The sequence below is a fragment of the Aliinostoc sp. HNIBRCY26 genome (assembly GCF_050235535.1).
GTDB lineage: Bacteria > Cyanobacteriota > Cyanobacteriia > Cyanobacteriales > Nostocaceae > Trichormus.
This window is the reverse complement of the sequence record NZ_CP189852.1, coordinates 4762015-4781729: the sequence shown is the minus strand read 5'-3', so window position 1 is coordinate 4781729 and position 19715 is coordinate 4762015. Positions and strand designations below refer to the sequence as shown.

Sequence of the window (19715 nt, the reverse complement as noted above, 5' to 3'; positions counted from 1 at the left end):
GGCTATGAGTAAGCTTCTAATTAATCTTTTGGGCGAGCGAAACCAAAGTATTTAGGCAACAGTTGTCTTACCTCTTGAGCATCGCCCAGACAAAATTAGCTCCCCGTCCTTGAACCCTAGCCATCTGAATCCACAGCAGAGTCATGTGTTCTAGATGCAGACTCATAGACAGATTGCCCACATCAATAGCCTCCCAACCTAGTTGTTGACATAGATTAGAGACAACTTGCTTGGCAGTTGTGTCATTACCAGCAATTAACATAGCAGGTTTGAGGTTGCCATAACCAGGATAGGTATTATTTTCAAAGTTCTCAAAGCCATAAATCGTAAAAGCTTTGACTACTTTGGCATCAGGGACAAAACTTTGAACAAGTTCACTACCGGATTGTTCGCTTTTGAGTCCATGAGTCAGATTTGCTCCTACAGGATTAGTGCAATCAATCAGAATTTTGCCTGATAAATTACCAACTTCTGCTAAAGCTGTTTGATTAGCAGCAAATGGGGTAGCGAGAAAAATCACCTCAGATGGAGCGATCGCCTCTTGGGGAGAAGCAACTTGTAGTGCGGGATATTTCGCTAAAGCCGTTTTGACACTATTTGAGTTAGGGTTGCGTGCAGCAATAGTTACAGTGTGGTCTAATGCCACTAATTGACCTGCTAATGTAGAACCCACTTGTCCAATACCGATAAATGCAATCTTCATGATGAAACTCCTGTAATCCCCAACGCATCTAAGACGAATTTGGCCGTTTCTGTCCCAGAGTTCTGTTGTTGTCCAGTAATCAGATGTCCATCTCTGACAGCATGAGGTGCAAAAGCTGCTTTGGTGACAAAGTTAGCACCTAATTTTTTGGCTTCGTCTTCAATGCGGAATGGCATGACTTTTTGCCCAACGACATGATCCGCATAATCTTCTTCGCTATTAGCAAACCCCGTGATTGTTTTGCCTTGAATTAGAGATGAGCCATTGGTTAACTGAGTTTCTAATAATAAACAAGTGCCATGACATAAGGCGGCACTGGGCTTATCTGCTGCGTAAAATTTGAGGAATAGCTCGACTAAAGTGGTGTTTTGACGAAAAGTAAACATGGGAGATTGCCCACCACACACCACAATTGCGTCGAAATCATCATGATTGAGACTAGCGATCGCAGGCGTATTTTCTAGTAATTCCATGAAATGGGGTTGCTGAATATACTCCAGTGACAATGTGTCACTTTGAGAATAACCAGAAGCATCACGAGGATCACTGAAACTATCAAATTCCACTTTGCCCCCTTGGGGACTAGCAATTACTACCTGCAAGCCAGCTTTTGTAAATACATCGTAAGGATGTATCAATTCTGATGCCCAAAACCCGACAGGCACACCCAAAGTGGTTGATATGGCAGGGTTAGCCACAATCATTAAAATCCGCTTGCTCATGGAAATCGTTGTCCTAATTACGACCACAGTGATAATTTCATCCTGGATCGGGGATGATATATTTGTCCAATGGATAATTTGTATGAGTGATATTCACCACATCAATCTGGCAGGATTGGATTTAAATTTGCTGGTAGTGTTTGATGCCCTGATGACTGAGCAGAACGTCACTCGTGCCGCTCTCAGATTGGGGTTAAGCCAACCAGCAACAAGTAATGCTCTAGCCCGGTTACGTAATTTGATGGCGGATGAATTATTTGTCAGAAAAACTACGGGATTGTCCCCCACACCCAAAGCGATAGCCCTGGCGCAACAATTACGCCCCGCCTTGCAACAAATTCAATCAGCTCTATTAGAACCACCAAACTTTGATCCAGCAACGAGCGATCGCGTTTTTGCGATCGGAATGTCAGACTATGTAGAATTTATATTGTTGCCCAGATTAGTAGAAAGGCTACAAGTAATAGCACCTCACATCAGCTTACAAATCAGAGCGGGAGAGCGTCAAAAACTGCTGTCTTTACTAGATAAAGGTGAAATTGATTTAATTTGTGGACTTTTTCCAGAAAAAAGTTCACTGCACAAAGAACAGTTGCTGTTTGATGAAGTTTATTGTTGTGTGTGTCGTCAGGCTCACCCCAGAATTGGCAGTGACTTTTCGATAGAAGACTATTTAGCAGAGTCTCATTTACTGGTTTCTATTCAGGAAGATAGAATGGGACGTGTGGATACATTACTGGCACAACAAAATCTTCAACGACACATTGCGGTTTCGACACCACATTTTCTTATAGCACCGTTTATTTTGACTCAAAGCAATTTAGTCGCCACTCTCCCGCAAAGAGTAGCCCTAAAATTTATTGAAAGCCAAGCGTTGAAACTGTTGTCAGTCCCGTTACCACTGCTGGGATTTTCGGTGTTTATGCGTTGGCATCAAAGCACAGATAATCTACCTGCTAATGAATGGCTACGTGAGTTAATCTTAGAAGTGAGTAGTCTGATATAACAGTCAGTTTCTGTGGTAAAAGCTGGTATTTTTATCATCAAAAATAGTCAGCTTCCATGAAATCCCAATTAATTATAGGTTCTGACTGTCGGCTAAATTAAATTCTGCGATCGCACGCGGAAAATTTTTGTTCTCGTGTCCGGGACGACTGAGTTTAATTAAGGCAAAGCGTTGTAATGGAGTTAAATCTGCCCATTGTGATAAAGTGATGGTAATCCCGATTTCCTGGGCTTTTTCTTGGAGAGTAACTGGCAGATTGTTAGAATCTAGCCATGCTGGATAAGAGTCTATAGGTAATGTGGCAACAGGTTGACCGGTGCGCTCTAAGATTAATTCTTGAAGATATTCTTGATAAGCTTTTATTTCTGTTTCTGTGCCGCAAGATAAGGTAACTAAAGCTTCACGCTCATCTTGAGTTAGGTGATTCCAATCGGATAATTTTAGTTTGATACCACAGGTATCTAGGTTATAGCGTACCTGCATAGGTATGCAACGCAGAGAGTCTACAAAATCAGCTTCAAACTCAAAGAAGTTTGTCATAATTGGCGTTATGAAAATTATTATTACTATCTTTATCGGGGTTGCTGTAATTACTTTTCTTCAACCCATTCACCCTTAGTATTGACACCAATGCAGGGTTACAGAGTATGATTTCTAATGTCTATCCTTCCCGTTACTAGAACGAATTATTAAATAACTAATTGATAGGGCTAATACAGCAGTTCCTAAACCAATAATATCTAAACCCTTCACTTTTTCTAAATCAAGAATGATAATTTTTCTGGCTACCGCAATTAATGAAGTAATGATAACTAATTCTACCTGGAAGACGTGTCTTTTTAGATAAGCTGTGATATTTTCTAATATCTCTAAGGCGATTAAAATATTCAGAAACAGACCGAAGACTTTGAATAGAGTTGTACTAATTTTGCCGTAGGGTACAGTGAAAACTTCTTTGACGATAAAAGTGCCTAGATCAGCAATGGCGACAAAAATGACTATCACCATAAAAAGAGATAGAACTTTGGAGACTATCACTTCTACATTTTCAATTGCGTGCATGAAACTTTCATCGCTAGCAAATCCTAAAATTTTTTTGATGAACTTTCTCATTGATTACACCCACTTTCATGCAAGCTAAAGAATTTCCCAGACAAAATAAAAATCCTATAGATAAATCTAGAGGACTTATAGTTAATATCTTATTGGCATATAAAAATCATCTTAACTTGGTAATAGTCAATATTAATACATCAAAAGTAATAATGGTAACTATTGATTATTGCCAAGTTATTGAATTGCTATTCAAAAGTTTACCAGCGTGAGGACTGGAATTGATAATTTTCAGAGGCAATTTTGAGAGAAATAGGTATTAGTTTGACAGCACAGGCTTTTAATTCGGGTTGGAGGGAATCAGGACAAGATTCAGGATGGGTGAGAGCGTTAGCTTCAGCGTTGTCAGCCCAGAGTGAACCCCAGTGCATCGGGACGAAAACTGTACCGGGAGCGATCGCCTTGGTTACTTTGGCTTTAAACTGGGCAGTACCACGACGCGATCGCACTTCTACTATTTGATTATCAATAATTTCTAACTTAGCTGCATCACGGGGATGAATTTCTATAAATGGTTCTGGGTGCATAGAACGAATTTTTTCAATCCGTCCTGTACGCGTTTGAGTGTGCCAATGTCCGTAAAGTCTTCCAGTTGTTAATACAAAAGGATAATCTGGGTCGGGCGGTTCTGCCAATCCTTTGGAATAATAAGCCGCAAATTTGGCGCGTCCATCGGGTGTAGGAAAGTGTAAATCAGTATAAAGTCTTTTTGAGAAGTTAGTTTTATCCCCAGTCCCCAGTCCCCAGTCCCCAGTCCCCTCTTCTGGGTGCGGCCATTGAGTTGCGCCCTCTTGGCGTAATTGTTCGTGACTAATACCAGACATATCACAAGTACGACCCTTGGTTAGTTGCACAAACTCAGCGTAAACTTCCGCCGAATTATCAAAGGCGAATTTATCCCCAAAGCCTAATCTCCGCGCAACTTCCGCGAATATTTCCCAATCGGCTTTAGCTTCCCTTGGTGGTTGGCGGAATGCTGAACATAAAGTCACTCGGCGTTCAGAATTGGTCATTACGCCCGTTTTTTCACTCCACTGCGCCGCCGGTAAGAGAACATGGGCGAAATTTGAGGTTTCTGTGGGGTAATATGCGTCTTGGTAAATTGTAAAAGGCGATCGCAATAAGGCTTTTTTTGTCCGTTCTAAATCTGGCATACTTACAGCTGGGTTGGTCGCTGCAATCCATAACAACCCAACATTCCCAGCTTCTAAACCTGTAATCATCTCCCACGCTGTTAAACCAGGATGGGGTGAAATTTGTCCTGGTTGTAAGCCCCAAAATTCTTCTACCTCAGCCCGATGTTGGGGATTTTTCACCGACCGATAACCGGGTAATAAATGGGCTAAACCGCCAGCTTCCCTTCCTCCCATTGCATTGGGTTGACCGGTGAGGGAAAAAGGCCCTGCGCCTGGTTTACCGATTTGTCCGGTCATCAAGTGGAGATTGATAATAGTTCTAACTTTCGCTGTCCCTTCCGTTGATTGATTGACTCCCATCGACCACAACGACAACACACGCTGTGATTTACCCCAATAACGGGCGGCGGTTTCTAAGTCTGCAACGCTGATTCCACATTGACGCGCTACTACTTCCGGGGAATAGTGGCGGATGACTTCGGCATAGGCGGAAAAATTGCTGGTACAATCTTCGATGAAGCCCACATCTAGCATCTGCCAACGCATCAATAAATGGGCAATTCCATTTAACAAGTCAATATCTGTACCAGGACGTATGGCTAAATGTAAGTCAGCTGCTTCGGCGGTGGGTGTGCGTCGGGGGTCAACTACAATCATTTTCACATGGCGGTTTTTTTTGTGGTATTTCGCCAAGCGGTTGAAAACGATGGGGTGACATTCGGCGGTATTCGTCCCAATTAAAAATGCACAGTCAGTTAACTCTAAATCTTCATAGCAGCAAGGCGGCCCATCTGACCCAAAACTTTGGATGTAGCCGGACACCGCACTCGACATACATAAGCGGGAGTTCGCATCAAAATTATTTGTCCCCAAACACCCTTTCATCAATTTTTGGGCGATGTAGTAGTCTTCAGTCTGGAACTGACCAGAACCGTACATACATATAGCCTCTGCACCTTGGGTAAGGCGCACAGTTTGAATGCGTTGGGTGATGATATCAAAAGCTTCATCCCAACTCACACGACGGAACTCTTGGTCTAGAGAGTCGCGCACCATTGGGTAATGTAGTCTATTTCTATCTAAAGATTCGGCGATCGTTGCACCTTTAACGCATACCATCCCCTGGCTAGATGGATGGGATTTATCGCCGCGTACTCGCCAAATGGGGTTTCCTTGGCTGTCGCGGTTGGTGGCTGTGTTGGGTTGGGCTGGGGGGGATACTTCTAAGCCGCAGCCCACACCACAGTAAGGGCATACGGTTTTGGTAGATTCGGTCAAGTCGCTTCGCTCCAATTCAAAATTCAAAATTCAAAATTCAAAATTAAAGGCAATTAGTGGGAGCTTGTCGCTTGCTTACCGTAGGCTACTCACCACTAATTTAAGACCGCCAAATCATCCGTAGAGCGTCCCGCAGGGAAGGCGCAGAGAAGAGAAATTATTGATGGTTGGCTGTTAGTCCTCATGAGCAAATCGGCGGTATAAGAAATCTAGGGCGTAGTTGCGGAGGTTGTAGTATTCTGGGTCTTCCATGATGCGGCGGCGGTTGCGGGGGCGGGAAAAGGGTATATCTAAGATTTCGCCGATTTGGGCGGCTGGGCCGTTGGTCATCATGACGACTCTATCAGCGAGGAAGAGGGCTTCATCGATGTCATGGGTAATCATTAGGACGGTGACTTGATGATCACTCCAAATTTGCAGGAGTTCTTCTTGGAGTTCTTCTTTGGTGATTGCGTCTAATGCGCCGAAGGGTTCATCGAGAATTAAGACTTGGGGACGGATGGATAAAGCACGGGCGATCGCAACTCTTTGTTTCATTCCGCCGGAAATTTGGCTGGGTTTTTTGTCGGCGGCTTCTGTGAGTCCTACCATTGCTAGATGTTCTCTGACAATGGCGCGTTTTTGGGCTTGGGGTTTGTTGGGGAAGACTGCATCTACTGCTAGGTAAACGTTATCGAAGACGGTTAGCCAGGGTAGTAAGCAGTAGTTTTGAAAGACCATCATCCGGTCGGGGCCTGGTTCGGTGATTGGTTGGTCTTGCAGGAGAACTACGCCATCTGTGGGGGTGTTGAACCCGGAAATCATGTTGAGTAGGGTGGATTTCCCGCAGCCTGAGTGACCAATTAAGCAGACGAATTCGCCTTCGCGGATTTTGAGGTCGATTCCGTCTAGGACGGTGTAAGGGCCTTCTGGGGTGGGGTAGATTTTGCTGACACCTTCGACTACTAGGAAGTTGTCGGGTTTGGGGGTGGGGGGTGTTTGGGGTTGGGTGTTTTTATTGATTATTTGCATGGGTTTTATGGATTTAGGATTGGCTCACGCAGAGACGCAGCGAAAAGTCGGAGCGGAGGTTTCCTCCGTAGACGCTTTGCGGCTTGCCGCAGGCATCTGAACTTTTCAAGACAGAAGCGCAAAGAAGGAAAGGAAGGGAGAAAGTAATGACTAAATAAAGATTTCTTCGATGCGGATTTGATGTTTGATTTCTAGGCTTTTGAGGTATTCTAGGGGTTCGGATGGGTTGAAGGTTTTACTGTCGAATAGGTGAATGGGGTTGTCTTCGCCGATGTCTAGTAAGCCGAGGTCGCGGGCGGCTGCACCAAATATGTCTGCGCGACATACTCTTTCGATGACTTCTACCCAGTTTTTCGGGAAGGGTGTAATACTCCAGCGTGCTAGTTGAGTGAGCATCCACAGGGTTTCTGTGCGGTTGGGGTAGTTGGTTTTATTGAGGTAAAACTGGTTGTATGTGGTGAGTTCTTGGGGTGGTTTACCGTCACCGCGATCGTAGGGGTCGATGAAACCGGGGCGAATGTATGCAGGGGATATGTTTAAATATTCAGGAAGAGAGAGTAATTCTAGGATTTCTGGACGGTTGCGGAGGTCGTCACAGTATTCGCAAGCTTCTAAGAGTGCTTTGGTTAAGTTTAAATGGGTTTCTGGGTGTTTTTGCGCCCAGGTTTCGCTGACTCCTAAAACTTGCTTTGGTTGTCCTGACCAAATGTCTAAGGCGGTGGCTGCAACGAAACCTACGTCTTGATGTACTGCTTGATAGTTCCAGGGTTCTCCCGCACAGTAACCGTCAATATAGCCGGCTTCGAGTTGGGAGAGCATTTCTGTGGGTGGGATGACTCTCAGGCTGATATCTCTATCGGGATCTATCCCACCAGCTGCTAGCCAGTAACGCAAAAGTAAATTTTGCATGGCTGCTGGATGCACTACACCCAAGGTGAGAATCTGGTCAGGGGTGGTGTTAATTACGGCTTTTAAGTCAGCCAGATTCCGCAAGCCTTGGCTATACAGTCTTTTACTTAAGGTAATGGCGTTGGCGTTGCGTGAGAGATTCAGGGCGTTAACTACGGGAATAGAAGGATTTCCACCTGCACCTAATGTTAATGCTAAAGGCATTCCGGCAAGCATTTGAGCGGCTTCTAGTTTTCCTGTAACAAAACCTTTGGTGATTTCTTGCCAACTGTTAGCTTTACTCAGAACAATATTTTCTAAGCCATATTTAGCAAAAAAGCCCTTCTCTTTAGCGACAATTAAAGGTGCAGCATCAGTTAAAGGCATAAAGCCAATTTCGAGGATGGCTTTGGTTGTGCTGTTTTCTGATGTTACTAAACGCTGGCTTTGACGTTTCTTCGCTTGTTTTTGCTGATTGAGGAAGTAAATCATTTCATTCCGCAGATTGTAGTAACTGGGATGTTTGACTACTTCCAAACGCTGACGGGGACGGGGAATGGGGACTTCTAAGATTTGTCCGATGTGGGCTTCTGGCCCGTTGGTGAGCATCACTACGCGATCGCTCAACAATAACGCTTCATCCACATCATGCGTTACCATCACACAAGTAACGTTATGCTCATTGCAGATTTTCATCAACTGTTCCTGCAAACTCCCCCTAGTCAAAGCATCCAAAGCCCCAAAGGGTTCATCTAACAGCAACAACTTGGGACGAGTAGCCAAAGCGCGTGCGATCGCCACCCGTTGTTTCATCCCTCCAGACAACTCATGAGGGCGTTTATTCGCTGCATGGCGCAGTCCCACCATATCGATATGTTCTTCAATAATTCCCCGGCGTTCACCCTTCGGCTTACCTTGATGAACCTCATCCACAGCCAGAGCAATATTTTCTCTCACCGTTAACCAAGGAAGCAAAGAATAGTTTTGAAACACCACCATCCTATCGGGACTAGGATCTCTCACTTCCCGTCCTTCCAAAGTCACACCGCCAATACTCGCACGATCCAAACCTGCAATAATATTCAAAAGTGTAGATTTACCACAACCAGAATGCCCAATTAAAGAAACAAACTCCCCTTGCTTAATCTTCAACTCAATATTTTTCAGAGCAATATATCTACCGCCATTCGGTAAATCAAACACCCGATCAACGTGGTCAACTTCAACAAAAGTAGTCATAATTCATTAGTTACCATTATTCTTTTATTTTGAATTTTGAATTTTGAATTTTGAATTACCCGCAGGGGGTTGACTACTTTTGTTCTGCTACAACTTTACTAGCAATAAACCCTACTAATCTATCTAGTAATAAACCCACCAAACCCACATAAATGAGAGCCAAAATAATCTCACTCAAATTAGTTTCTGTGGTCGTGTTGTAAGCATCCCAAATAAAAGAACCAATACCCACACCACCGACTAACATTTCTGCCGCTACAATCGCCAGCCAAGATAAACCAATACCTATTCTCAAACCCGTAAATATGTAAGGAACAGTCGCCGGAAAGACTATTTTCAGGAAATACTTTGCACCCTTGAGTTTTAACACTCTCGCCACATTGATATAGTCTTGCGGAATTTGTTGTACACCGACAGTAGTGTTAATAATAATCGGCCAAATTGAAGTAATGAAAATTACAAATATTGCCGAAGGATTAGCTTGTTGAAATGCTGCTAAAGAAATTGGTAGCCATGCTAGAGGCGGTACAGTCCGCAAGACTTGAAATATTGGGTCTACGGCATTATAAACTAACTTATTTGCCCCAATTAAAATCCCTAAAGTAATGCCAACAATTGCAGACAAAGAAAAACCTAAACCAACTCTACCCAAACTACTCAATATTTGCCAACCCAAACCTTTATCACTTTCACCGTTATCAAAGAACGGATGAATAATAAAGGGATTCCAAGTTTCTCTGAAAGTTTCAATTGGCCCCGGTAACTTAAACCCAGGATTTAAACACAACAGTTGCCAAACTACTAGAAAAATTAATAACGCCAGGATAGGTGGTAGAACTTTTTCGGCAATAAATTTATCAAGATTTCTGCGAGACTTTTTTCTGAAATTCCGACTTCCTAAAACAGCAGCCATGTTTTCTCTTTTGTACGTGATTTTTACAGTGGTTTATATTTTAATGAGGACAGCAGCAAATTCTCTAAAACAGAAATATCACTGTTTTCTCCTAAGTATTTGCTCATCTGAGTGGTAACTCAAGCCACTCAGATTTTTTCTGATTAAACTTTCTTGATTGTCAAACCTTGTAAATATGCTTCTGGTTTTTCAGGGTCAAATTTTACGCCATCAAAGAAGGTTTCGACACCACGAGATGAGCTAGTAGGAATTTCTGCTTCAGGTACACCAATGGCTTTAGCCGCTTGTTTCCATAAGTCTTCTTTATTGACTTGATATACAATTTCTTTAATCTTGGTATCTTTTGGCAGATAACCCCAACGAATATTTTCAGTTAAAAACCAAATATCATGACTCTTGTAAGGATATGAAGCATTATCTGCCCAGAATTTCATCCGATGAGGAAATTCCTTTTCGGTGCGTCCATCACCATAGTCAATATTGCCTTTGGCTCTCTCAATAATATCTGCGGCGGCGACATTAAAGTATTTGCGATCGCTGCAAATTTTACACATTTCTTCTTTGTTTTCTAGCTTTTCGCACCACTGTTGAGCTTCTAAAACTGCCATTAATAAGGCTTGGGTAGCGTTGGGATTTTTATCAACCCAATCTTGGCGCATTGCAAAGGCTTTTTCTGGATGATCTTTCCATAATTCACCAGTAACTAAAGCCGAATAACCCAATTTTTGACTAACTAATTGCGCGTTCCAAGGTTCTCCTACACAGAAAGCATCAACAGTCCCAACTTTCATGTTGGCTACCATTTGTGGCGGCGGAACAGGTTCTAAAACCACATCTTGATCAGGATTAATTCCCCCAGCCGCTAGCCAATAGCGCATCCATAAATCGTGAGTTCCACCAGGAAAGGTAATGCCAGCTTTCAATGCTTTTTGATTGGCTTTAGCTTGAGTAGCAGCTTCTTTGAGTGCTTTGCTTTCTAACTGGACTTTGATTTCTTTGAACTTATTAGCAACGGAAATGGCTTGACCGTTAGTATTTAATCTAGCTAAGAGATACATCGGCACTTGATCCTTAATAGTAATCAAGTAAGGCATAGGGCTAAGGATATGTGCGCCATCAATCCCACCACCTGCTGAACCAATTTTGAGATTATCACGGGTGACAGGCCAGGATTTCTGTTTAATAACCTCTACATCAGTCATCCCATACTTAGCAAAGAAGCCTTTTTCTTTAGCAATAATCAGGGGTGCAGCGTCAGTGAGGGCGATAAATCCGAGTTTGGCTTTAGTTGTTTCTACCTTGGGTGCGTTAGCTACTGTCGAAACGTTAGAGGCTGGATTTGCGGAAGGTGCTTGTTCACCTGTAGTAGTTGAGTTGTTGGAGGCACAAGCATGAGTCACAATAGAAGCCGCAGCCGCCGCACCTGTGGTGAAAATGAATCTTCTTCTGGAAAAATTGCTCATTGTTCTTTAATGTGTTGTTAATTCGTCGTTATTGGGGATTGGGGATTGGGGACTGGGGACTGGGGATTGGGGATTGGGGACTGGGGATTGGGGACTGGGGATTGGGGATTGGGGACTGGGGACTGGGGATTGGGGACAAGGTAGACAAGGTAGACAAGGTAGATTTTATTTCTTCACTCACTACTCAGCACCGGCTAAACGCCGCGCTACCGCTAACATCACTCAGCACTCAGCACTCACTAAAGCCTCTTCTTTAGCTTTCGCGCCAAAGTGTTGGATGAGTAATTCTCGTAAAACTGGTTGTAAGTCTTCGCAGGGTATGCCTTTTTGAACGCATTTACCTAAATGTGCATCCTTACCGACTTTTCCACCCATGTAAATGTCAACGCCTTCTACGGCTTTACCGTTTTTTCGGGCTTTTGTTCCCATGAGTCCGATGTCTGCAACTTGGGGTTGTCCGCAGGAGTTGGGACAGCCTGTCCAATGAATGCGGACTGGGCGTGTAAATGTTAATTCGGTTTCTAGGGCTTGAATCATGCTGAGGGCGCGGTTTTTGGTTTCGATGAGGGCGAAGTTGCAAAATTGTGCGCCGGTGCAGGAAACTAGCGATCGCGTCAATAAACCAGGATCAATGGAAAATCTCTCCAGTAAAGGATCGGTTAAAAATGTACTCAAGCGCGAGTCGGGAATATTGGGAATAATCACATTCTGTTCAACGGTTAGCCGCATCTCTCCACTACCGTAAACCTCAGCTAGCCGCGCTAACTCAAACATATCCTCGGCATATAATCTACCCACAGGAATGTGCAAGCCTACATAGTTTAATCCTGGTTGTTTTTGTTTATAGACTCCAATATGATCCCGTTTTTCCCAATCGATTTCGTCTTTCGGTGCGGCGGGTAGTAATGACTTACCCAACCGTTTCTCCACCTCTAGACGAAACTTATCTATACCCCATTCATCTATTAGCCACATCAGCCGAGATTTCAGACGATTAGCCCGTAAACCGTTGTCTCGATAAACTTCTAAAATGGCTCGACATACCTCTAATACTTCTTCTGGAGTCACCCAAGCATTAAGAGGAATCGCCGCTTCACAACGTTTAGCAGAGAAGAAGCCACCGACTAGGATATTGAACCCGAAGATTGGGGATTGGGGATTGGGGATTGGGGATTGGGAAAAATCTTGCCCAGTCCCCAGTACCCAGTCCCCAGTCCCTTCTTTAAAGGCTGGAACGAAGGCTAAATCATTGATTTCTGCATGAACAGAATTGTCTCGACCGCCGGCGATCGCTATATTAAATTTGCGTGGTAGGTTACTAAATTCGGGATTCCCTTGTCCTTTGTTGGTGAACATATCTTGAATTTGTTGCACCAACTCGCGAGTATCATACAACTCATCTGCATCCAAACCCGCTATAGCATCACCTGTAATGTTGCGGATGTTATCCATCCCAGATTGGATGCTGGTTAAACCCACAGATTGAAATCGATTGAAGATGTCTGGTAAGTCTTCAATTCTGATTCCCCGCAGTTGAATATTTTGTCTGGTGGTAATATCAGCGTTACCATCATCCCCGTAACGCTGCACTACCTCTGCTAATACCCCCATTTGTTCACTATTAATAATCCCATTCGGCATCCGCATCCGCAGCATGAACTTACCGGGAGTAACCGGGCGGAAAAACACACCCACCCACTTCAGACGATGATCTCGGTCAGTTTCGTCCATTGCTTCCCATCCCAAGGAAGCAATTTGCGCTATTTCCTCTTTAATTTTCAAGCCATCTTTTTCAGCTTTCAATTTCTCGAACTTATTTAAATTGCCCGTGGTGATAGTTGCTGTATCCGTCACGTCACTTCGCTCCGAATTCAAAATAGCCTATATTCAGGCTTGTGCCTACAAAATTCCAAATTAATCACCATAACCATTCACCCGTAGGTAACTCCACGAGGCTGAAATCATGGTCAATGAATGTATATTTATGCCTGATTACCTTTACTCAAGATGTTGCTTAAGTCTCGTCAGTTGCTATTTCTAATGAATCGTCAGCCGCCTATTGTCATTGAACGCAACTTTTTTAATGAGGGAAGCACTTGTAACTTTTCACATAGGAAACATTTGTCAAGAGGTTGGCATGAATGTTTATGTAACAATTTCGACACTTATCAGGTTATGTTGGGATTTGCGATAAAATCGTATAAACAGCTACAAAATTTGAGTAATAATGCTTAAAATAAATCTGTATGATGCGTTTTCTGCATAACATGGGGATGGGGGACTGGGGATCGGGGATTGGGGATTGGGGATTGGGGATGAGGAGACAAGGGAGACAAGGTAGCGAATGAGAAAAACTAATGACTAATGACTAATGACTAATAACTAATGACTATTGACTAAAAATTATGAAACGTCGTGATTTTGTTAATTGGGTTGGTTTGGGTTTGTTAGCTAGTAGCTTACCTGTAGCGATCGCAGCTTGTACTACTCAAACAACTGCATCAGGCGAATGGCAAACTGTTGGTACGGTTGCGGAATTAGATAAGGCTGGGAAATTACTCAAGGAGAATTTACCTGTTGGTTCTGTTTTAGTGGTGGGTACATCAAAATCAGCTAATTTAGTGGCTGTCAATCCCACCTGTACCCATAAAGGTTGTATCGTGGAATGGAAAGATGCCACCAAAAAATTTGTCTGCCCTTGTCATGGTGCAGAATATGGAGTTGATGGTACAGTACAAAAAGCTCCAGCTACGAAACCACTCAAAACTTACGCCGCCAAGATAGAGGGTGATTCAGTCGTAGTTAAGCCCAGTTAGTATAGGCAGGGGCTAATCAATTCAAAATTCAAAATTCAAAATTCAAAATTAAAGAATTTTGGGAATGGGGCATTGAAATAAAGTCTACCTTGTTACCTCTTTCCCAGTCCCCAATCCCCAGCCTTTCAATTTTGGATCTAGGATTGACGATAGCATAGCGTTAGCGACGCAGAAGCGTCTTTTGGATTTGATTCAATCTAAAATCCAAAATCTAAAATCTAAAATTCCCAATCCCCAATCCCCAATTTAAGAATTCAAGTAAGGTTTTGTGAATAATATCGGGCAGCTTTTGGTGCAAGTACAGACAGCGCATAATGAGGCTGATTGGTCATCGCTAATTCAAGATTTACAGCAGTTGATTTTGGTTAATGACCCAAAACATTCAGAGACACTAAATCCAGAATATCTGTTGGAATTAGCATTAAAAATTCTAGAGATGGGAGATTTTCAGCAGCGTTGGGATATATCCAAGGTGCTGACTCAATTGGGAACTATCGCCATTCCCTCATTGATTGCCATCTTAGAGGATGAAGATGCAGAGGATGAGTTACGCTGGTTTGCGGTGCGGATTTTAGGAGAGTATCAGCACCCAGATGCGATCGCTCCTTTAGTAGAATTATTACAAACTACTGAGGATGAAGAACTGCAAGCGATCGCCGCTACAGCACTGGGACGAATGGGAAATTTGGCGATTCCTTACCTTTGTGAACTTCTAAAGCCAGAAGATACTAGACTTTTAGCAGTGCGATCGCTTGCCTATATTCGCAAGCTAGAAACTATCGCACCACTATTGAGTGTAGTTCAAGACTCCCAAGTTGCGGTACGAACAGCCGCTTTAGAAGCCCTCAGCAGTTTTCATGATGAACGTGTATCACCCGTACTTTTGAATGCACTAGAAGATGTTGCGGCTAGTGTCAGATGTGTGGCTGTCAAAGGTTTAGGTTATCGTGCCGATTTAGCCACTCAATTAGATTTAGTCGCTAAATTACAGCCTCGGCTCTATGATTTTCATATTGAGGTTTGTTGTACCACTGCCGTTACCTTGGCGCGAATAGGTGGTGATGTAGCGACTCAGCATTTATTGACGGTTTTAATTTCACCCCATACACCGATTACTCTACAACTAGAAATCATCCGCGCCTTAATTTGGGTAGAAACATTATTAGGTTTGGAATGTTTACAAACGGCACTCAATCAACTAACTTCAACCACAATCTGGCAAGAAATTGTCACGGTTTTAGGTAGAGTCAGAACACCAGAATTAATCACCAAAGCTACACAAATTTTGCTGGAAATGCTGGAAAAACAACATCCAGCCACTAAAATTACTGCTGTGAAAAGTGCGATCGCCCTATCTTTAGGTCAGTTGGGTTGTCAAGATGCTACGCCATTATTAACTGGTATGCTGGGAGATGAAGATGAATTTGTGAGACTTCATGCGATCGCTGCACTCACAAAACTAGGCATTCGTAGCGTGTAAGAATTTGTTGTTTCGCACCCAATTTTGCCATTATGACCAAAGAAAAAAAGTCAAACAACATTAATTTAAGTTCCCAGATTTATCTGTGGGGTATTTAATTTTGAATTTTGTAGGCGTAAGCCTTCCTGAAGGGTATTTTGAATTTTGAATTCGGAGCGAAGCGACGTGACTTTGACTGAACGTGTCTTGGAAGTCAAACAGTTTTTACACAAGACACCAATTTTTCAAGATATTTTAGATGAACAATTGCAAGCACTAGCTCATATTGCGATTCCCCAAACTTATCAAAAAGGAGAAACTCTTTTTTGGGAAGGAGACTCAGGAACAGGGTTTTTTATTGTCAAATCCGGCATAATTAAAGTTTTTAAAGTAGCCAATGGAGGTAAAGAGCAAATTCTGCACATTTTTGGTGCAGAAGAACACTTTGCTGAAGTACCAGCATTTGATGGCGGAAACTTTCCCGCATCCGCCGCCGCCTTAGAAAATTCGGAGGTGGTGTTTATTCCCCGAACAGCATTTTTGATGGTTTTGCAACAACATCCTACACTAGCGATCGCTATGTTGGGAACATTTGCCCGACATTTACGCCGATTAGCGCATTTAGTCGATACCCTTTCGTTTCAGGAAGTTCCAGAACGCTTGACAAAATATTTATTAATGTTGAGCGATCGCCAAGGCAATGCTGATATAGTTGAACTCGATTTACCAAAAGGACAATTAGCTGCACTTCTAGGAACAATTCCCGAAACCCTCTCCCGCGCCTTTTATAAACTCTCTCAATCTGGCATGATTGAAATGAACGGCACAAAAATTAAGTTATCTCCTCAATTACGCCAACATTAAAACCAACAGGTTTGATGAAATCCTGTATTTATTATCTACAAAGTTTCAATGGCTACAGGATACCAAACCTCCCCATACTTTTCTTTTAAACCTTGCCAAGCTTCCACTTGTCCTGGTTCATATTCACCTGGTTTACCCCATTGTAAAAATATACTCAAAGCAGGTTCTTGCTTTTCATCTAAAAAGCGAATTGCATAAGTTGTAAAATTACCTCTTTTTGCTTCTCCAGTTTCAAATTTCACTTGGGTAATTTTGTCCATATTCAAATGAAATTCAAAGCCCTCTGTGTGCATATTGGCATATTTACCCTTGGGCAATTCTGCATAAAAGAGTTTTTCTATTTTTCCCCTTGCTTCTAAAACTGCTGCACTACTAGTAACAATTAACCGCAGTGTTCCCAAACTTTCACAAGCTTCTAAAAATTCCTTTAAATTAGCCACCGTTAGTACCCTCTTCTATCAATTCAAAATTCAAAATTCTGTTCCCTAATGACTAATGACTAATAACTACTGCTCATATTTTTCGTATGCGCTGACAATACGCTGTACTAAAGGATGACGCACAACATCTTTTTGCGTAAACTCCGAAAAAGCAATCCCTTCAACGTGCTTTAAAATTTGCAAAGCTACCGCTAAACCTGATTGTTGATTCATTGGTAAATCCGTTTGTGTGATGTCGCCTGTAATTACCATACGTGAACGGAAACCCAAACGAGTCAAAACCATTTTCATTTGTGCGGGTGTGGTGTTTTGGGCTTCATCCACAATCACAAAAGCATGGTTTAAAGTCCGTCCCCGCATATAAGCTAATGGTGCGACTTCAATAATTCCCCGTTCAATTAGGTTGGCTACTTTCTCTTGATCAACGAATTCATAAATAGCATCGTAAAGCGGACGCAGATAAGGATCAATTTTCTGTTGTAAGTCTCCTGGTAAAAACCCCAGTCTCTCACCAGCTTCTACAGCCGGACGGGTTAATATGAGTTTTTCCACTTGATTGGTGAGGAGTGCTTGGACTGCAATCACTACAGCTAAATAAGTCTTACCTGTTCCCGCAGGGCCAGTACAGAAGGTTAAATCATGCTTACGAATTTGGTCAATGTACTGGCGTTGTTTAAAGGTTTTGGCGCGAACTTCATCGCCACGGCGAGTTTTGGCTAATACATCTCGCTGTAATTGTTGCAGTTCGTCTTGGCGATTGGTGTCTAAAGCTTGACGTGCGGTTGCAATATCGGCACTGGAGATAATATTGCCATGAATCCAGATATTTTCTAGCGATCGCACTAATCTAGCGGCTAATTCTTTTTGTGCGTCTGTACCAGAGATATATAATTCTTGCCCACGCAGGACTAAATTAGCTCCCGTTTGTTTGGCTAAGATTTTTAGGTTCTCTTCTCTATCACCTGCTAAAGCGATCGCACTGGGAACGTTAGGCAGCTGAATTATTAAGGCATCTGCCATAGTTATTATTTAATGTATGAGGGGCAATTTTTAACAACAATTGATTACTTGCGTTAGTTTTTTATTATTTTAGTAAAGTCTATTTTTATACTATCTTACAATTAAAAATCTGACTCATTTTTTAGTTTTATTTAGTTTAAATTTATGAATATTTTGACTATTAAATTCTGATATTTAGCCAGTAGAGACGCGATCGCATCTCTACTTTATACCAATTCTCCAAAATTAGGCAACAGATGCAAAGCCTGAAACTCAGATGGTATCTGACTTTCTGAATTGCGTTAGCGTAGCGGGACGTTAGTCCATTGCGAATTGCGAATTGCGAATTGCGAATTGGTATTACTTGAGGTTGCAACTAAATCAATTTAGTAGCGTCCACCTCTACGTGCTGTTTCTGCTTTGCGTTTACGGCGCAAGCTGGGTTTTTCGTATCGTTCCCGACGTTTAACTTCCGATAAAATGCCGGCTTTTTGAATTTTTCTTTTAAAACGTCTAATTGCTGAGTCAATAGACTCATTTTCACCTAAACGAACTTCAGCCACTCCCTGGTTTCACCTCCTGAGAGAGATTATCAGAGTTGTGTATCAGCATCACTAACTGTCTATAGTGGTAACTTTTGAAGGAAATTCCCAAAAGATTGTTCATCTTGAGAGTTTTTCCTATATTTTTTTTGGAAGATTCTGAGCGGAGGCGAGTTAAAAAGGCAAAATTTAAAAGGTAAAAGGCAAAATAAGAAGCAGTATTACCAGAGTTACAAACCCCTAATTTTATTTCAATTACCTAATTTTCATTACGGTAACTATCTTTTTCCTTTTTCCTTTTTGCTTTTTCCTTGAACCGCTCAGGCTTCTTATTTATTTTTAACCTAACGGGAGCGCGGTTTAACAACAGGTCTTGATGAATTACGCCGTTCTCGTGTTCTGGGAGTAGGCGATCGCTCTGGCTGATCTTCTTCAGCAGACAAACCTTCCCGTCCAGGGTTGGTGTTGCCATAAATATCCAGGTAAACTGTTTGTTGCGACAGTTGCGCCGCCGCAGCAATCACTGTCCGAATTGCCTGAATATTTCTCCCTCCTCGGCCAAAGACTTTCCCTTTATCGGTACTTTCAAAGGCGATGCGAATCCAAACCCGTTTTAAGGTTTGAGAAATTTCACAATCAACACTTAAAGACTCTGGAAACTCTAAAAATGGCTGCATCAAAAATTTGACTAGCCCAACATAGTTGGGGCTAGCTGTTGCTGCTGTAGGATTATGATGCGGTTGTAGCACTGACCTGTTCAAAGACATTGGCTTTTTGTAAGATGCGACGTACTGTGTCAGTAGGTTGTGCGCCTTGCTGTAGTCGCTTGACGATGCCGGGGACATCCAACCGCACTTCATCGGTTCTGGGGTTATAGAAGCCCAGTTCTTCTAAAGGACGGCCATCGCGGCGAGAGAGACTATTCATAGCGACAATGCGGTAGCTCGCTTCCCGCTTTTTACCGTATCGCTTCAAGCGCAATTTGATCATGATGGAAGAATCATTCTCCTATTCGTGGATAATTTCAGGAAGCGACCCGTTTAAAGTCATAACTTCCCATACTGAAATGCTAATTTTAGCACTTGTCTATGGTTTACGGCTATGATTTCTCAGAGGAAATTGG

20 protein-coding genes are annotated in these 19715 nt (G+C 42.6%); 4 read left to right on the top strand and 16 right to left on the bottom strand.

The window, feature by feature from the left end; all coding sequences use genetic code 11:
- Nucleotides 1-67: 67 nt before the first annotated feature.
- Nucleotides 68-703, bottom strand: a complete 636-nt coding sequence (locus ACQFX9_RS20265) for an NADPH-dependent F420 reductase (RefSeq protein WP_427158019.1) — start codon at nt 701-703, stop codon at nt 68-70.
- Complete coding sequence (locus ACQFX9_RS20260; protein ID WP_427158017.1) at nt 700-1425, bottom strand: type 1 glutamine amidotransferase domain-containing protein; 726 nt, start codon at nt 1423-1425, stop codon at nt 700-702. The genes ACQFX9_RS20265 and ACQFX9_RS20260 overlap by 4 nt, the downstream gene beginning before the upstream one ends.
- 82 nt (nt 1426-1507) lie before the next feature.
- Here ACQFX9_RS20260 and ACQFX9_RS20255 point away from each other — a divergent pair, with 82 nt between their 5' ends.
- The gene (locus ACQFX9_RS20255) at nt 1508-2431 is read left to right on the top strand and encodes a LysR family transcriptional regulator (RefSeq protein WP_427158016.1); all 924 of its coding nucleotides are present in this window, start codon (nt 1508-1510) and stop codon (nt 2429-2431) included.
- 72 nt (nt 2432-2503) lie between these two features.
- Here the strand turns inward: ACQFX9_RS20255 and ACQFX9_RS20250 are convergent, their stop codons facing one another.
- From ACQFX9_RS20250 to ACQFX9_RS20210, 9 genes are all read right to left on the bottom strand, one after another.
- Nucleotides 2504-2971 carry a nitrate reductase associated protein gene (locus ACQFX9_RS20250; RefSeq protein ID WP_427158014.1) on the bottom strand — a complete coding sequence of 156 codons (468 nt, stop codon included), beginning with the start codon at nt 2969-2971 and terminating at the stop codon, nt 2504-2506.
- A gap of 114 nt (nt 2972-3085) precedes the next feature.
- The gene (locus ACQFX9_RS20245) at nt 3086-3544 is read right to left on the bottom strand and encodes a phosphate-starvation-inducible PsiE family protein (protein ID WP_427158013.1); all 459 of its coding nucleotides are present in this window, start codon (nt 3542-3544) and stop codon (nt 3086-3088) included.
- A 200-nt stretch (nt 3545-3744) separates the two neighbouring features.
- Nucleotides 3745-5958 (bottom strand): molybdopterin oxidoreductase family protein, encoded by a 2214-nt coding sequence (locus tag ACQFX9_RS20240; RefSeq protein WP_427158011.1) that lies wholly within the window; start codon nt 5956-5958, stop codon nt 3745-3747.
- Between the two features lie 174 nt (nt 5959-6132).
- Entirely contained in the window at nt 6133-6969 is an 837-nt protein-coding gene (locus tag ACQFX9_RS20235; RefSeq protein WP_427158009.1) for a nitrate ABC transporter ATP-binding protein, read from the bottom strand.
- 150 nt (nt 6970-7119) lie between these two features.
- The gene (locus ACQFX9_RS20230) at nt 7120-9096 is read right to left on the bottom strand and encodes a nitrate ABC transporter ATP-binding protein (RefSeq protein WP_427158007.1); all 1977 of its coding nucleotides are present in this window, start codon (nt 9094-9096) and stop codon (nt 7120-7122) included.
- 73 nt (nt 9097-9169) lie between these two features.
- Complete coding sequence (ntrB, locus tag ACQFX9_RS20225) at nt 9170-10009, bottom strand: nitrate ABC transporter permease (RefSeq protein WP_427158005.1); 840 nt, start codon at nt 10007-10009, stop codon at nt 9170-9172.
- 143 nt (nt 10010-10152) lie between these two features.
- Nucleotides 10153-11472: a CmpA/NrtA family ABC transporter substrate-binding protein gene (locus tag ACQFX9_RS20220; RefSeq protein WP_427158003.1), complete on the bottom strand. Its 1320-nt coding sequence runs from the start codon at nt 11470-11472 to the stop codon at nt 10153-10155.
- 28 nt (nt 11473-11500) lie between these two features.
- A complete protein-coding gene (locus ACQFX9_RS20215; RefSeq protein ID WP_427158002.1) occupies nt 11501-11653 on the bottom strand; it encodes a hypothetical protein in 153 nt (50 codons plus the stop codon).
- Nucleotides 11654-11694: 41 nt separating this feature from the next.
- Nucleotides 11695-13326: a ferredoxin--nitrite reductase gene (locus tag ACQFX9_RS20210; RefSeq protein WP_427158000.1), complete on the bottom strand. Its 1632-nt coding sequence runs from the start codon at nt 13324-13326 to the stop codon at nt 11695-11697.
- Between the two features lie 551 nt (nt 13327-13877).
- On the opposite strand from ACQFX9_RS20210, the gene ACQFX9_RS20205 reads away from it, so the two are divergent.
- The 3 genes from ACQFX9_RS20205 (at nt 13878) to ACQFX9_RS20195 (ending at nt 16611) form a co-directional block, all read left to right on the top strand.
- The gene (locus ACQFX9_RS20205; RefSeq protein WP_427157999.1) at nt 13878-14288 is read left to right on the top strand and encodes a ubiquinol-cytochrome c reductase iron-sulfur subunit; all 411 of its coding nucleotides are present in this window, start codon (nt 13878-13880) and stop codon (nt 14286-14288) included.
- Between the two features lie 268 nt (nt 14289-14556).
- On the top strand, nt 14557-15768 hold the full coding sequence (locus ACQFX9_RS20200) for a HEAT repeat domain-containing protein (RefSeq protein ID WP_427157997.1): 1212 nt from the start codon (nt 14557-14559) through the stop codon (nt 15766-15768).
- Between the two features lie 165 nt (nt 15769-15933).
- The gene (locus ACQFX9_RS20195; RefSeq protein WP_427157996.1) at nt 15934-16611 is read left to right on the top strand and encodes a Crp/Fnr family transcriptional regulator; all 678 of its coding nucleotides are present in this window, start codon (nt 15934-15936) and stop codon (nt 16609-16611) included.
- 35 nt (nt 16612-16646) lie between these two features.
- Here ACQFX9_RS20195 and ACQFX9_RS20190 read toward each other — a convergent pair whose 3' ends face one another.
- The 5 genes from ACQFX9_RS20190 to rpsP form a co-directional block, all read right to left on the bottom strand.
- Nucleotides 16647-17051 carry a ChuX/HutX family heme-like substrate-binding protein gene (locus tag ACQFX9_RS20190; protein ID WP_427157994.1) on the bottom strand — a complete coding sequence of 135 codons (405 nt, stop codon included), beginning with the start codon at nt 17049-17051 and terminating at the stop codon, nt 16647-16649.
- Nucleotides 17052-17117: 66 nt separating this feature from the next.
- Nucleotides 17118-18071, bottom strand: coding sequence for a PhoH family protein (locus ACQFX9_RS20185; protein ID WP_427157992.1), 954 nt, complete (start codon nt 18069-18071; stop codon nt 17118-17120).
- A gap of 365 nt (nt 18072-18436) precedes the next feature.
- Nucleotides 18437-18613 (bottom strand): 30S ribosomal protein S21, encoded by a 177-nt coding sequence (gene rpsU, locus ACQFX9_RS20180; protein ID WP_103136576.1) that lies wholly within the window; start codon nt 18611-18613, stop codon nt 18437-18439.
- Between the two features lie 323 nt (nt 18614-18936).
- Entirely contained in the window at nt 18937-19359 is a 423-nt protein-coding gene (locus ACQFX9_RS20175) for a KH domain-containing protein (RefSeq protein ID WP_427157990.1), read from the bottom strand.
- Nucleotides 19322-19582: a 30S ribosomal protein S16 gene (rpsP, locus tag ACQFX9_RS20170; RefSeq protein ID WP_041555828.1), complete on the bottom strand. Its 261-nt coding sequence runs from the start codon at nt 19580-19582 to the stop codon at nt 19322-19324. Before rpsP ends, ACQFX9_RS20175 begins: the two co-directional genes overlap by 38 nt.
- Nucleotides 19583-19715 lie beyond the last annotated feature (133 nt).

Coding starts and splice junctions, on each gene's coding strand:
- ACQFX9_RS20265 (WP_427158019.1), bottom strand. CDS start 703: ATGAAGATTGCATTTATCGGTATTGGACAAGTGGGTTCTACATTAGCA.
- ACQFX9_RS20260 (WP_427158017.1), bottom strand. CDS start 1,425: ATGAGCAAGCGGATTTTAATGATTGTGGCTAACCCTGCCATATCAACC.
- ACQFX9_RS20255 (WP_427158016.1), top strand. CDS start 1,508: ATGAGTGATATTCACCACATCAATCTGGCAGGATTGGATTTAAATTTG.
- ACQFX9_RS20250 (WP_427158014.1), bottom strand. CDS start 2,971: ATGACAAACTTCTTTGAGTTTGAAGCTGATTTTGTAGACTCTCTGCGT.
- ACQFX9_RS20245 (WP_427158013.1), bottom strand. CDS start 3,544: ATGAGAAAGTTCATCAAAAAAATTTTAGGATTTGCTAGCGATGAAAGT.
- ACQFX9_RS20235 (WP_427158009.1), bottom strand. CDS start 6,969: ATGCAAATAATCAATAAAAACACCCAACCCCAAACACCCCCCACCCCC.
- ACQFX9_RS20230 (WP_427158007.1), bottom strand. CDS start 9,096: ATGACTACTTTTGTTGAAGTTGACCACGTTGATCGGGTGTTTGATTTA.
- ntrB (WP_427158005.1), bottom strand. CDS start 10,009: ATGGCTGCTGTTTTAGGAAGTCGGAATTTCAGAAAAAAGTCTCGCAGA.
- ACQFX9_RS20220 (WP_427158003.1), bottom strand. CDS start 11,472: ATGAGCAATTTTTCCAGAAGAAGATTCATTTTCACCACAGGTGCGGCG.
- ACQFX9_RS20205 (WP_427157999.1), top strand. CDS start 13,878: ATGAAACGTCGTGATTTTGTTAATTGGGTTGGTTTGGGTTTGTTAGCT.
- ACQFX9_RS20185 (WP_427157992.1), bottom strand. CDS start 18,071: ATGGCAGATGCCTTAATAATTCAGCTGCCTAACGTTCCCAGTGCGATC.
- ACQFX9_RS20175 (WP_427157990.1), bottom strand. CDS start 19,359: ATGTCTTTGAACAGGTCAGTGCTACAACCGCATCATAATCCTACAGCA.
- rpsP (WP_041555828.1), bottom strand. CDS start 19,582: ATGATCAAATTGCGCTTGAAGCGATACGGTAAAAAGCGGGAAGCGAGC.